Consider the following 13,879-nt stretch of genomic DNA (forward strand, 5'->3'; position numbering starts at 1 on the left):
TGCTGCGGCAACCAAATCCAAAAGTTTCGGGAGAATAAACATGGGCAAAATTATCGGTATCGACCTGGGGACTACCAACTCCTGCGTCTCCGTGCTTGAAAACGGCGTAGCCAAAGTTATCGAAAACGCTGAAGGCGCGCGTACCACGCCGTCGATCATCGCTTACGCCAACGACGGCGAAATCCTGGTTGGCCAGTCCGCCAAGCGTCAAGCTGTGACCAATCCGCATAACACCCTGTACGCGGTGAAGCGTCTGATCGGTCGTAAGTTCGACGAAGAAGTCGTACAGAAAGACATCAAGATGGTCCCGTACAAAATCGCCAAGGCTGACAACGGCGACGCATGGGTAGAAGTGAACGGCCAGAAAATGTCGCCGCCACAGATCTCGGCTGAAATTCTGAAGAAAATGAAGAAGACCGCCGAAGACTACCTCGGCGAGCCAGTGACCGAAGCGGTCATCACCGTTCCGGCTTACTTCAACGACAGCCAGCGTCAAGCCACCAAAGACGCCGGCCGTATTGCTGGCCTGGACGTAAAACGTATCATCAACGAACCGACCGCGGCCGCTCTGGCCTACGGTATGGACAAGGCGAAGGGCGATCACACCGTGATCGTTTACGACTTGGGCGGCGGTACCTTCGACGTTTCCGTGATCGAAATCGCTGAAGTCGATGGCGAGCACCAGTTCGAAGTATTGGCCACCAACGGTGACACTTTCCTGGGCGGTGAAGACTTTGACATTCGTCTGATCGACTACCTCGTCGACGAATTCAAGAAAGAAAGCGGCATGAACCTCAAAGGTGACCCGCTGGCCATGCAGCGCCTGAAAGAAGCCGCTGAAAAAGCCAAGATCGAACTGTCCTCGAGCATGTCGACTGATGTGAACCTGCCGTACATCACTGCAGACGCCACCGGTCCTAAGCACTTGAACGTGAAAATCTCCCGCGCCAAGCTCGAAGCGCTGGTAGAAGACCTGGTTCAGCGCACCATCGAACCTTGCCGCATCGCGCTGAAAGACTCCGGTATCGACGTTGGCGCCATCAACGACGTGATCCTGGTGGGCGGTCAGACCCGTATGCCACTGGTTCAGAAGTTGGTGACCGAGTTCTTCGGTAAAGAAGCACGTAAAGACGTGAACCCGGACGAAGCCGTTGCCATGGGTGCTGCTATCCAGGGTGCCGTACTGGCCGGTGACGTGAAAGACGTTCTGCTGCTCGACGTCAGCCCGCTGACCCTGGGTATCGAAACCATGGGTGGCGTGATGACCGCGCTGATCGAGAAAAACACCACGATTCCTACCAAGAAATCGCAAGTGTTCTCGACTGCCGACGACAACCAGGGCGCCGTGACCATTCACGTGCTGCAAGGTGAGCGTAAGCAAGCGGCACAGAACAAGTCCCTGGGCAAGTTCGACCTGGCCGAGATTCCACCAGCACCACGTGGCGTGCCACAAATTGAAGTGACCTTCGACATCGACGCCAACGGCATCCTGCACGTAGGCGCCAAAGACAAGGCCACCGGCAAGACTCAGTCGATCGTGATCAAGGCCAACTCCGGTCTGTCCGAGGAAGAGATTCAGCAGATGATTCGCGATGCTGAAGCCAACGCCGAAGAAGACAGCAAGTTCGAAGCACTGGCCGCAGCCCGCAACCAGGGCGATGCACTGGTTCACTCGACTCGCAAAATGGTCGCTGACGCTGGCGATAAAGTGACGGCTGAAGAGAAGACTGCAATCGAAGCCGCTGTTGTTGCTCTGGAAGCCGCTGTCAAAGGCGACGACAAGGCTGCAATCGAAGCCAAGGTTGAAGAGTTGTCCAAAGTCTCCGCTCCAGTGGCGCAGAAGATGTACGCCGAACAGGCCCAGCCTGCCGAAGGCGCGGCACCTAACGACGAAAAAGCCGAAAAAGCCGACGACGTTGTTGATGCCGAGTTCGAAGAAGTCAAAGACCACAAGTAAGTTGTTGGTCGCCCGGTTGACTGCCTTCTGGCGGTGACTGGTAGGATGTCGCCGCGCGGGAGCTTGCTCCCGCGTTGGCGTGTCTGGAGTTAGCGAATTTTTACAGCATGCGACAACGCTCGAATGCTGGCGGTATGGCCGGGAATGCTCCTGCTTCTCGAGCTGAAAGTACCGCATTGAATCAAAGACCAGGATCGTTGAATTGACGTGAGTTGGGTCCGGGCCTGTATTGGGGCTCAACGAGTTTGGCGAGGCTCAGGAGGGGTTTGCCGGACGTCCTTAAGAGTGCAAAGACTTATGGCAAAGCGTGACTATTACGAAATATTGGGTGTTGAGCGTGGTTCAAGTGAAGCAGACCTGAAAAAGGCCTACCGTCGCCTGGCGATGAAGCATCACCCGGACCGTAATCCCGATGACAAAGCGTCGGAAGAGATGTTCAAGGAGGCCAACGAGGCCTACGAAGTACTGTCCGATTCCAGCAAACGCGCGGCCTACGACCAGTACGGTCATGCCGGCGTCGACCCGAGCATGGGTGGCGGCGGTGCCGGATTTGGCGGTCAGAACTTCTCCGACATCTTTGGTGATGTCTTCAGTGACTTCTTCGGTGGTGGTCGCGGCGGTGCCCGTGGCGGCGCTCAGCGCGGCAGCGACTTGCGTTACACCCTGGAGCTGAACCTGGAAGAAGCGGTGCGCGGCACGACCGTGAATATCCGCGTTCCGACACTGGTCAACTGCAAGCCCTGCGATGGTTCGGGTGCCAAGAAAGGCTCCTCGCCAGTGACCTGCCCGACATGCGGCGGTATTGGCCAGGTGCGCATGCAGCAGGGCTTCTTCTCGGTGCAGCAGACCTGCCCGCGTTGCCATGGCCAGGGCAAGATCATTTCCGACCCGTGCAACTCCTGCAACGGCGAAGGCCGCGTCGAAGAGTACAAAACCCTCTCGGTGAAAGTACCGGCCGGTGTGGATACCGGTGATCGCATTCGTCTGTCCGGCGAAGGCGAGGCGGGTGCGCAGGGTGGACCGACGGGCGATCTGTACGTGGTGATCAATGTGCGCGAGCACGCGATCTTCCAGCGCGACGGCAAGCACCTGTTCTGCGAAGTGCCGATCAGTTTTGTTGATGCTGCACTGGGCGGCGAGCTGGAGATTCCGACCCTTGATGGTCGAGTCAAACTGAAAATCCCTGAAGGGACCCAGACCGGCAAGCAGTTCCGTGTCCGCGGCAAAGGCGTTGCGCCTGTGCGTGGCGGTGGAGCCGGTGACTTGATGTGCCGTGTGGCGGTCGAAACTCCGGTCAATCTGGGTCGTCGTCAGCGCGAATTGCTGGAAGAGTTCCGCAGCTCGCTGGCGGACGACAACAGCCATTCGCCGAAAACCACCGGTTGGTTCGAAGGCGTGAAGCGCTTCTTCGGCGATTTGTAAGGAGACAGGCATGCGACGTATTGCAGTGATGGGCGCCGCCGGGCGCATGGGCAAAACCCTGATCGAGGCCGTGCAGCAACAGCAGGGCGCGGGTCTGACGGCGGCCATTGATCGTCCGGACAGCTCGCTGGTCGGCGCAGATGCCGGCGAACTGGCTGCGCTGGGTCGTATCGGAGTGCCGCTGTCGGGTGATCTGGATCGCGTGGTCGACGAGTTCGACGTGCTGATCGACTTCACGCACCCGACGGTGACGCTGAAGAACCTCGCGTTCTGCCGCAAGCATCACAAGGCGATGATCATCGGTACCACCGGTTTCAGCGTTGAGGAGAAGCAGTTGCTGGCGGAAGCGGGCAAGGACATTCCGATTGTCTTCGCGGCCAACTTCAGCGTCGGCGTTAATCTTTGCCTGAAGCTGCTCGACACCGCTGCCCGGGTGCTGGGTGATGATGTCGATATCGAAATCACTGAAGCCCATCATCGGCATAAAGTCGATGCGCCGTCCGGTACTGCCGTGCGCATGGGTGAAGTGATTGCCGATGTGCTGGGGCGTGATCTGAAGAAGGTGGCGGTTTACGGTCGTGAAGGCCAGACCGGCGCCCGCGCTCGCGAAACCATCGGCTTCGCCACGGTGCGCGCCGGTGACATCGTCGGTGATCACACCGTGCTGTTCGCCGCTGATGGTGAGCGTGTCGAGATCACGCATAAAGCGTCCAGTCGCATGACCTTTGCCAAGGGTGCAGTACGTGCTGCCTTGTGGCTGGATGGGCGCGAGCCGGGTCTTTATGACATGCAAGACGTGCTCGACCTGCGTTAAGAAGTGCCTGAAATCGGGTTCAAACACGGCGTTTGAGCCCGGTTTTACTCCGCCAAGCGACGTCCTGTCGCATTCTCCGGCCTTTAAGGCTCATTGGCGGTAGACCGAAAATGCCTTTTTCTGTAAGCTACAGCTTTAGTGTGTTCACTAAAAGCGCGCAGAATAATTCAGTGAATGAGCGGGGTGACGTGTCCATACGTCACTCCGCTTTTTTACACCTGCGATCGCCCTTTCAGGCTTTATTTACGGGAGGTCTTCTTGACTAAGCCAGCCATACTCGCCCTTGCTGATGGCAGCATTTTTCGCGGCGAAGCAATTGGAGCCGACGGTCAAACCGTTGGTGAGGTGGTATTCAACACCGCCATGACCGGCTATCAGGAAATCCTTACCGATCCTTCCTACGCCCAACAGATCGTTACCCTGACTTACCCGCACATCGGCAACACCGGCACAACGCCGGAAGACGCCGAGTCCGACCGCGTATGGTCCGCTGGCCTGGTCATCCGTGACCTGCCACTGGTTGCGAGCAACTGGCGTAACACGATGTCCCTGTCCGACTACCTGAAAGCCAACAACGTAGTGGCAATCGCCGGTATCGACACTCGCCGCCTGACACGCATTTTGCGTGAAAAAGGCGCGCAGAACGGCTGCATCATGGCAGGTGACAACATCTCCGAAGAAGCCGCCATCGCCGCCGCCCAGGGTTTCCCTGGCCTCAAAGGCATGGACCTGGCGAAAGTCGTCAGCACCAAAGAGCAATACGAGTGGCGCTCGACTGTCTGGGATCTGAAAACCGACAGCCACGCGACCATCGAAGCCTCCGAGCTGCCCTACCACGTGGTTGCCTACGACTACGGCGTCAAGCTGAACATCCTGCGCATGCTGGTCGAACGCGGTTGCCGCGTGACCGTGGTGCCGGCTCAGACTCCAGCCGCTGACGTTCTGGCGATGAAGCCGGACGGCGTGTTCCTGTCCAACGGCCCTGGTGACCCTGAGCCTTGCGACTACGCGATCCAGGCGATCAAGGACGTGCTCGAAACCGAGATTCCGGTCTTCGGCATCTGCCTCGGTCACCAGCTGCTGGCCCTGGCCTCCGGTGCCAAGACCCTGAAAATGGGCCACGGCCACCACGGTGCCAACCACCCGGTCCAGGATCTGGATACCGGTGTAGTGATGATCACCAGCCAGAACCACGGTTTTGCGGTAGACGAAGCGACCCTGCCGGCCAACGTCCGCGCGATTCACAAATCGCTGTTCGACGGCACCCTTCAAGGCATCGAGCGTACCGACAAAAGCGCCTTCAGCTTCCAGGGTCACCCTGAAGCCAGCCCTGGCCCGAACGACGTAGCGCCATTGTTCGATCGCTTCATCAACGAAATGGCCAAGCGACGCTAATCGCTCGCCTTGATGTTGCAAAGCTTGAGGGGCGGTCCCGAACATCGGCGGCCCCCCTCAAGGCTTCACAGATTGAACAAGACGGCTTGCCGACTGACCTGCGGATTTGAGTGACAAACCCATGCCAAAACGTACAGACATTAAAAGCATCCTGATTCTCGGCGCTGGCCCGATCGTGATCGGCCAGGCCTGCGAATTCGACTACTCCGGCGCCCAGGCCTGCAAAGCCCTGCGCGAGGAGGGTTACCGCGTCATCCTGGTGAACTCCAACCCAGCGACCATCATGACCGACCCGGATATGGCCGACGCCACCTACATCGAGCCGATCAAATGGCAGACCGTTGCCAAGATCATCGAGAAAGAGCGTCCGGACGCGCTGCTGCCGACCATGGGTGGCCAGACTGCTCTGAACTGCGCCCTGGACCTGGAGCGCGAAGGCGTTCTGGAGAAGTTCGGCGTAGAGATGATCGGTGCCAACGCTGACACCATCGACAAGGCCGAAGACCGTTCGCGCTTCGACAAGGCGATGAAATCCATCGGCCTGGACTGCCCGCGTTCGGGTATCGCCCACAGCATGGAAGAGGCCAACGCAGTGCTCGAGAAGCTTGGCTTCCCGTGCATCATCCGTCCGTCCTTCACCATGGGCGGCACCGGTGGCGGTATCGCTTACAACCGCGAAGAGTTCGAAGAAATCTGCGCCCGCGGTCTCGACCTGTCGCCGACCAAGGAACTGCTGATCGATGAATCCCTGATCGGCTGGAAAGAGTATGAGATGGAGGTTGTCCGCGATAAGAAGGACAACTGCATCATCGTCTGCTCCATCGAAAACTTTGACCCGATGGGCGTGCACACCGGTGACTCGATCACCGTTGCTCCGGCACAAACCCTGACGGACAAGGAATACCAGATCATGCGTAACGCCTCTCTGGCGGTACTGCGCGAGATCGGCGTGGAAACCGGCGGCTCCAACGTCCAGTTCGGCATCTGCCCGGACACTGGCCGCATGGTAGTCATCGAGATGAACCCGCGTGTATCCCGCTCTTCGGCACTGGCCTCGAAAGCCACTGGTTTCCCGATTGCGCGTATCGCTGCCAAGCTGGCGATCGGCTACACCCTGGACGAGCTGCAGAACGAAATCACCGGCGGCGCTACTCCTGCATCCTTCGAGCCGTCCATTGACTACGTCGTGACCAAGTTGCCACGCTTCGCCTTCGAGAAATTCCCGAAAGCCGACGCGCGCCTGACCACTCAAATGAAGTCGGTCGGTGAAGTCATGGCGATCGGCCGGACCTTCCAGGAATCCCTGCAGAAAGCTTTGCGCGGTCTGGAAGTGGGCGTTTGCGGCCTGGACGAGAAGCTCGACCTGAGCAATCCGGAAAGCATGAGCATCCTCAAGCGCGAACTGACCGTGCCGGGTGCCGAGCGTATCTGGTACGTGGCTGACGCGTTCCGCGCCGGTCTGTCGGTCGAAGACATCTTCGGCATGAACATGATCGACCCGTGGTTCCTGGTGCAGATCGAAGATCTGATCAAGGACGAAGAGAAGGTCAAGACCCTGGGTCTGGCTAGCATCGACCGCGACTTGATGTTCAAGCTCAAGCGCAAAGGCTTCTCCGACATGCGTCTGGCCAAGCTGCTGGGCGTGACCGAGAAGGCGCTGCGTCGCCACCGTCACAAGCTGGAAATCTTCCCGGTCTACAAGCGCGTTGACACCTGCGCGGCCGAGTTCGCCACCGACACCGCCTACATGTACTCGACTTACGAGGAAGAGTGCGAAGCCGCACCGACGGGCCGCGACAAGATCATGATCCTGGGCGGGGGTCCTAACCGCATCGGCCAAGGCATCGAGTTCGACTACTGCTGCGTACACGCGGCACTTGCCCTGCGCGCCGACGGTTACGAGACCATCATGGTCAATTGCAACCCGGAAACCGTTTCGACCGATTACGACACCTCCGATCGCCTGTACTTCGAGCCGGTGACCCTGGAAGACGTGCTGGAAATCTGCCGCGTCGAGAAGCCAAAAGGCGTGATCGTCCAGTACGGCGGCCAAACCCCGCTGAAACTGGCTCGCGCCCTGGAAGAAGCTGGCGTGCCAATCATCGGCACCAGCCCTGACGCCATCGACCGTGCCGAAGACCGTGAGCGTTTCCAGCAAATGGTTGAGCGCCTGAACCTGCGTCAGCCGCCAAACGCCACCGTGCGTAGCGAAGACGAAGCGATTCGTGCTGCCGCCAAGATCGGTTACCCGCTGGTGGTTCGTCCGTCCTATGTTTTGGGCGGTCGTGCGATGGAAATCGTCTACGAAGAAGAAGAACTCAAGCGCTACCTGCGCGATGCGGTGAAGGTGTCCAACGACAGCCCGGTGCTGCTCGACCACTTCCTCAACTGCGCCATCGAAATGGACGTGGATGCGGTTTGCGACGGCACCGACGTGGTAATCGGCGCGATCATGCAGCACATCGAGCAGGCCGGCGTTCACTCCGGTGACTCGGCGTGCTCCCTGCCGCCGTACTCGCTGCCTGCGCACATCCAGGACGAGATGCGCGAACAGGTCAAGAAAATGGCCCTGGAACTGGGCGTCGTCGGTCTGATGAACGTTCAGTTGGCGCTGCAAGGCGAAGACATCTACGTCATCGAAGTCAACCCGCGCGCTTCCCGTACCGTACCGTTCGTGTCCAAGTGCATCGGTGTTTCCCTGGCCATGATCGCGGCACGCGTGATGGCCGGTAAAACCCTGAAAGAAATCGGCTTCACCAAAGAAATCATCCCGAACTTCTACAGCGTGAAAGAGGCGGTGTTCCCATTCGCCAAATTCCCTGGTGTGGACCCGATCCTGGGCCCTGAGATGAAGTCCACCGGTGAAGTGATGGGCGTGGGTGACACCTTCGGCGAAGCGTTCGCCAAGGCACAGATGGGCGCCAGCGAAGTGCTGCCGACCGGCGGCACCGCGTTCATCAGCGTGCGTGACGACGATAAGCCACTGGTTGCAGGCGTGGCCCGTGATCTGATCAACTTGGGCTTCGAAGTGGTCGCCACTGCCGGTACTGCCAAGCTGATCGAAGCCGCAGGCCTGAAAGTGCGCCGTGTGAATAAGGTGACCGAAGGTCGTCCGCACGTGGTCGACATGATCAAGAATGACGAAGTCACGCTGATCATCAACACCACCGAAGGTCGTCAGTCGATTGCTGATTCGTACTCCATTCGTCGTAATGCCCTGCAGCACAAGATCTACTGCACCACGACTATTGCTGCTGGCGAAGCCATCTGCGAAGCGCTCAAGTTCGGTCCCGAGAAGACCGTACGCCGCTTGCAGGATCTACACGCAGGATTGAAGGCATGATCAAGTACCCTATGACCGTCCAGGGCGCGAAAGCCCTGGAAGAAGAACACGCTCACCTGACCAAGGTCGTCCGTCCGAAGCTCAGCCAGGACATCGGCACGGCCCGCGAGTTGGGTGACTTGAAGGAAAACGCCGAATACCACGCTGCCCGTGAGCAGCAAGGGATGGTCGAGGCGCGGATTCGTGACATCGAGGGCCGGATTCAGAATCAGGTGATCATCGACGTCACGACCATTCCTCACACCGGCAAAGTGATTTTCGGTACCACCGTTGAAATCGCCAACGTCGAGACTGATGAAAGCGTCACTTACCACATTGTGGGTGAGGATGAGGCTGACTTTAAACTCGGCAAGATTTCGGTGGGCTCACCACTGGCCCGCGCCTTGATTGCCAAGGAAGAGGGTGACGTGGTTGCCGTGAAAACGCCTGGCGGCGTTATCGAGTACGAGATTGTCGAAGTACGCCACATCTAAACGCAGGCGCCCGCTCCGTGCGGGCTCCATGCTTTGGCAGCTCACTCAGATGTTGTGGGTGGGCGGCTTGTGGCTGTTACACATCGGTCTGCTGCCGGCGCTGGGCCAGATTGGCCTGGCGCCGCTGCTGATTGACGAAATTGCAGGCATGCTTGATGCGCTGATGGTGGGTTTCGCCACAGCGTGTGTGATTTTTCAGGCTTTGGTGCTGATTCAGGCCGAGGGCCTTGTCAGTCTATGGCGCGATATTCGTGGGAAACTGCTGCTGATGGCGCTGTATGCGTGCGGGATGTTCTTCGCGGTGCGCGTCGGTTGGCCGGATGCCGTGCGCTGGCAGGTGTTCAGTTACCTTGTTCTGGGCTTTTCCGGGGTGGTGCTGGTGTTGCAGCCGGTGCCAGGATGGAGTGGCAGGGTGCGCGAAGCACACCCTTGACCCTTGCCATCACTTGAAGCGATGAACGTTCGACAGCTGCTTGTTGACGCTGAAGTTCTTGCGGTAAATCAGTGCCATCTTGCCGATGACCTGAACCAGGTCCGCTTTGCCGACCTTGCACAGTTCTGCAATGTTCGCCAGGCGCGACTCGCGATCGAGGATGTTGAGCTTGATTTTAATCAGCTCGTGATCCGCCAAAGCGCGTTCAAGTTCGGCTAACACACCTTCAGTCAAACCGTTGTCAGCCACAATCAAAACTGGTTTCAGATGATGGCCAATGGATTTGTACTGTTTCTTCTGCTCTTGAGTGAGCGGCATAATCTGACCCCTGCGTCTGATCTTGTAAAAAGCGGCGGCCAGTTTACCCGAGCGAGTCCGGGACCGCCCAGTTAATCACGACCCGTTTTATTTTCGAGGTGGCCCGTGGCCCGTTCCAAGACAAGCCTTAAATGGCTGCAAAGACATGTCAATGATCCCTATGTGAAGCAGGCGCAGAAGGATGGTTATCGCTCGCGTGCGAGTTACAAGCTTCTGGAGGTCCAGGAGAAATACAAACTGATCCGTCCGGGTATGAGCGTTGTCGACCTGGGAGCGGCGCCCGGCGGCTGGTCGCAGGTCACCAGTCGGCTGATCGGTGGTCAGGGGCGACTGATCGCCTCGGACATCCTGGAAATGGACAGCATTCCGGACGTGACTTTCATCCAGGGTGACTTCACCCAGGACGAAGTGCTCGCTCAGATCCTCGAAGCCGTGGGTAATTCGCAGGTGGACCTTGTGATTTCCGATATGGCCCCCAATATGAGTGGTACGCCTGAGGTGGATATGCCCAAAGCCATGTTTCTATGTGAGCTGGCTCTTGATCTGGCGGCTCGGATACTCAAGCCGGGTGGTAATTTCGTGATCAAGGTGTTTCAGGGCGAAGGGTTTGATGCTTATGTGAAGGACGCTCGTCAGAAATTCGACAAGGTCCAGATGATCAAGCCGGATTCTTCCCGCGGCAGTTCCCGCGAGCAATACATGCTGGCTTGGGGCTATCGTGGCCGTAGCGAGTAAATCGAGGTTTTTTTGCGGGTCGATAGGATTTTCGTATTTCGCCCCGTGAGCATTAGCGAATATTGTGTAGAAAGTGTTTCACAAAGGGTTACAGACGGCGCCTGCCAGAGTCGTAGGTAATGTAGTAAGTTAGGCCGGTGAATATCATGCGAAGCGCGCGCCATTAGCGGAGCTTGCTTCAGAGGGTAGTTAATTGAACGATATGGCAAAGAATCTGATCCTGTGGTTGATCATCGCGGCTGTCCTGGTGACGGTGATGAACAACTTCTCCAGCCCTAACGAGCCGCAGACCCTCAACTATTCCGACTTCATCCAGCAGGTCAAGGATGGCAAGGTCGAGCGCGTAGCAGTTGACGGCTATGTGATTACCGGTAAGCGCACCGATGGCGATAGCTTCAAGACCATTCGTCCTGCCATTCAGGACAACGGTCTGATCGGCGATCTCGTGGATAACCACGTCGTGGTCGAAGGCAAGCAGCCTGAGCAGCAAAGCATCTGGACTCAACTCCTGGTCGCCAGCTTCCCGATCCTGGTGATCATCGCCGTGTTCATGTTTTTCATGCGGCAGATGCAGGGCGGTGCGGGCGGCAAGGGCGGGCCGATGAGCTTCGGCAAGAGCAAGGCACGCCTGCTCTCCGAAGATCAGGTGAAAACCACCTTGGGTGACGTTGCCGGTTGCGACGAAGCCAAGGAAGAGGTCGGTGAACTGGTCGAGTTCCTGCGTGATCCGGGCAAGTTCCAGCGACTGGGCGGCCGCATTCCACGCGGCGTGCTGATGGTGGGTCCTCCGGGTACCGGTAAAACCTTGCTGGCCAAGGCGATTGCCGGCGAAGCCAAAGTACCGTTCTTCACCATTTCCGGTTCCGATTTCGTCGAGATGTTCGTCGGTGTCGGTGCCAGCCGTGTTCGCGATATGTTCGAGCAGGCCAAGAAACACGCACCCTGCATCATCTTTATCGATGAAATCGATGCTGTCGGTCGTCACCGTGGCGCCGGCATGGGTGGCGGTCATGACGAGCGCGAGCAGACACTCAACCAATTGCTGGTTGAGATGGATGGCTTTGAAATGAATGACGGCATCATCGTCATTGCTGCTACCAACCGTCCCGACGTACTGGACCCTGCGTTGCTGCGTCCGGGCCGTTTCGACCGTCAGGTTGTGGTAGGTCTGCCGGATATTCGTGGTCGTGAGCAGATTCTCAAGGTTCACATGCGCAAAGTGCCAATGGGTGACGACGTCGCTCCTGCGGTGATTGCACGTGGTACGCCTGGTTTCTCTGGTGCCGACCTGGCTAACCTGGTGAACGAGGCCTCGTTGTTCGCTGCCCGTACCGGCAAGCGCATCGTCGAAATGAAAGAGTTTGAACTGGCGAAAGACAAGATCATGATGGGCGCCGAGCGCAAATCCATGGTCATGTCGGAGAAAGAGAAGCAGAACACCGCTTATCACGAAGCGGGTCACGCCATCGTCGGGCGTGTCGTGCCAGAGCACGATCCGGTCTACAAGGTGTCGATCATCCCGCGCGGTCGTGCGCTGGGTGTGACGATGTTCCTGCCGGAAGAAGATCGCTATAGCCTGTCCAAGCGTGCGCTGATCAGCCAGATCTGCTCGCTGTACGGTGGCCGTATCGCTGAAGAAATGACCCTGGGCTTTGACGGTGTTACCACCGGCGCGTCCAACGACATCATGCGTGCCAGCCAGATTGCGCGGAACATGGTGACCAAGTGGGGCCTTTCGGAAAAACTCGGTCCGTTGATGTATGCCGAAGAAGAGGGCGAAGTATTCCTTGGTCGCGGCGGCGGTGGTCAGGGTGCGAGCTTCTCTGGTGAGACAGCCAAGCTGATTGACTCCGAAGTGCGCAGCATCATTGACCAGTGCTACGGCACGGCCAAGCAGATCCTCACGGATAACCGTGACAAGCTCGACGCCATGGCGGATGCCTTGATGAAGTACGAGACGATCGATGCCGATCAGATCGATGACATCATGGCCGGACGTACCCCTCGCGAACCACGCGACTGGTCGGGTGGCGGCACCGGTACTTCCGGGACACCTCCGGTGGTCCAGGATGAGCGTCCGCAAACACCGATCGGCGGTCCGGCTGCTGACGTCTAAGGTTTGAAATGACTTCTGTTCAGTCCTCGACCCGGTTGCCTTGCGGCAACCGGGTTCTTGATTTGGCCCAGACGCATGTCATGGGTATTCTCAATGTCACTCCCGATTCCTTTTCTGATGGCGGCCGATACAGCCAGCTCGACGCGGCCCTGCGCCACGCCGAGGCGATGGTAGCGGCGGGCGCCACGCTGATCGATGTCGGTGGCGAATCGACCCGGCCCGGTGCAAGGGCGGTTTCGCCACTTGAAGAGCTGGAGCGCGTGGCGCCTATCGTTGAGCTCATCAATCGCGAACTGGATGTGATTATTTCGGTTGATACCTCCACTCCGGCGGTCATGCGCGAAACCGCACGGCTCGGAGCGGGCTTGATCAATGATGTGCGCTCGCTGCGCCGAGACGGTGCCCTGGATGCGGCAGCCGCCACCGGATTGCCGGTGTGTCTGATGCATATGCTCGGTGAGCCGGGCGATATGCAGGATAATCCGCACTACGAGGACGTGACTAAAGAGGTCTGCGAGTTTCTCGCTGAGCGTATGGCCCAGTGTGCGTTGGTGGGAATCCCTGCTGAGCGGATTATTCTTGATCCGGGGTTTGGGTTCGCAAAAACCTTGCAGCACAATCTAAGCTTGTTCAAACATATGGAAGACCTGCATGCCTTGGGGCGGCCCCTGTTGGTTGGGGTTTCGCGAAAGAGCATGATAGGTCAGGCCTTGAATCGCCCGGTTGGAGAACGCCTGTTTGGCGGTCTAGCGCTCGCGGCGCTGGCTTCGGCCAAGGGTGCGCGTATATTGCGCGTCCATGATGTAGCCGAAACAGTGGACGTGGTGCGGATGATCGCCGCAGTGGAATCAGCCGAATAAGAATGATGGAGCA

The 13,879-nt window shown here is 58.3% G+C and carries 11 protein-coding genes; 10 read left to right on the forward strand and 1 reads right to left on the reverse strand.

The genetic code is table 11. The features are described from left to right. Window positions 1-40 precede the first annotated feature (40 nt). From dnaK to FHL16_RS02915, 7 genes are all read left to right on the forward strand, one after another. Window positions 41-1,957: a molecular chaperone DnaK gene (gene dnaK, locus FHL16_RS02885; RefSeq protein ID WP_077747385.1), complete on the forward strand. Its 1,917-nt coding sequence runs from the start codon at window positions 41-43 to the stop codon at window positions 1,955-1,957. A gap of 297 nt (window positions 1,958-2,254) precedes the next feature. Further along, complete coding sequence (dnaJ, locus tag FHL16_RS02890; protein ID WP_010463516.1) at window positions 2,255-3,379, forward strand: molecular chaperone DnaJ; 1,125 nt, start codon at window positions 2,255-2,257, stop codon at window positions 3,377-3,379. Between the two features lie 10 nt (window positions 3,380-3,389). Further along, complete coding sequence (gene dapB, locus FHL16_RS02895) at window positions 3,390-4,193, forward strand: 4-hydroxy-tetrahydrodipicolinate reductase (RefSeq protein WP_077747386.1); 804 nt, start codon at window positions 3,390-3,392, stop codon at window positions 4,191-4,193. Window positions 4,194-4,451: 258 nt separating this feature from the next. Further along, the gene (carA, locus tag FHL16_RS02900) at window positions 4,452-5,588 is read left to right on the forward strand and encodes a glutamine-hydrolyzing carbamoyl-phosphate synthase small subunit (RefSeq protein ID WP_010463512.1); all 1,137 of its coding nucleotides are present in this window, start codon (window positions 4,452-4,454) and stop codon (window positions 5,586-5,588) included. A gap of 121 nt (window positions 5,589-5,709) precedes the next feature. Beyond that, complete coding sequence (gene carB, locus FHL16_RS02905; protein WP_010463509.1) at window positions 5,710-8,931, forward strand: carbamoyl-phosphate synthase large subunit; 3,222 nt, start codon at window positions 5,710-5,712, stop codon at window positions 8,929-8,931. Continuing rightward, window positions 8,928-9,404, forward strand: coding sequence for a transcription elongation factor GreA (gene greA / locus FHL16_RS02910; RefSeq protein WP_010463507.1), 477 nt, complete (start codon window positions 8,928-8,930; stop codon window positions 9,402-9,404). Before carB ends, greA begins: the two co-directional genes overlap by 4 nt. A 28-nt stretch (window positions 9,405-9,432) precedes the next feature. Beyond that, entirely contained in the window at window positions 9,433-9,837 is a 405-nt protein-coding gene (locus FHL16_RS02915) for an MFS transporter (protein WP_077747387.1), read from the forward strand. A gap of 9 nt (window positions 9,838-9,846) precedes the next feature. Here FHL16_RS02915 and FHL16_RS02920 read toward each other — a convergent pair whose 3' ends face one another. Then, window positions 9,847-10,155 carry a YhbY family RNA-binding protein gene (locus FHL16_RS02920; RefSeq protein ID WP_008057408.1) on the reverse strand — a complete coding sequence of 103 codons (309 nt, stop codon included), beginning with the start codon at window positions 10,153-10,155 and terminating at the stop codon, window positions 9,847-9,849. Between the two features lie 105 nt (window positions 10,156-10,260). Here FHL16_RS02920 and rlmE point away from each other — a divergent pair, with 105 nt between their 5' ends. From rlmE to folP, 3 genes are all read left to right on the forward strand, one after another. Further along, window positions 10,261-10,890, forward strand: coding sequence for a 23S rRNA (uridine(2552)-2'-O)-methyltransferase RlmE (rlmE, locus tag FHL16_RS02925; RefSeq protein ID WP_008005470.1), 630 nt, complete (start codon window positions 10,261-10,263; stop codon window positions 10,888-10,890). Between the two features lie 202 nt (window positions 10,891-11,092). Continuing rightward, the gene (gene ftsH / locus FHL16_RS02930) at window positions 11,093-13,006 is read left to right on the forward strand and encodes an ATP-dependent zinc metalloprotease FtsH (RefSeq protein ID WP_010463496.1); all 1,914 of its coding nucleotides are present in this window, start codon (window positions 11,093-11,095) and stop codon (window positions 13,004-13,006) included. Window positions 13,007-13,014: 8 nt separating this feature from the next. Continuing rightward, window positions 13,015-13,866, forward strand: coding sequence for a dihydropteroate synthase (folP, locus tag FHL16_RS02935; RefSeq protein WP_077747388.1), 852 nt, complete (start codon window positions 13,015-13,017; stop codon window positions 13,864-13,866). Window positions 13,867-13,879 lie beyond the last annotated feature (13 nt).

Origin of the sequence: Pseudomonas sp. FSL W5-0299, from assembly GCF_005930655.1 — a bacterium.
GTDB classification, from domain to species: domain Bacteria; phylum Pseudomonadota; class Gammaproteobacteria; order Pseudomonadales; family Pseudomonadaceae; genus Aquipseudomonas; species Aquipseudomonas mandelii.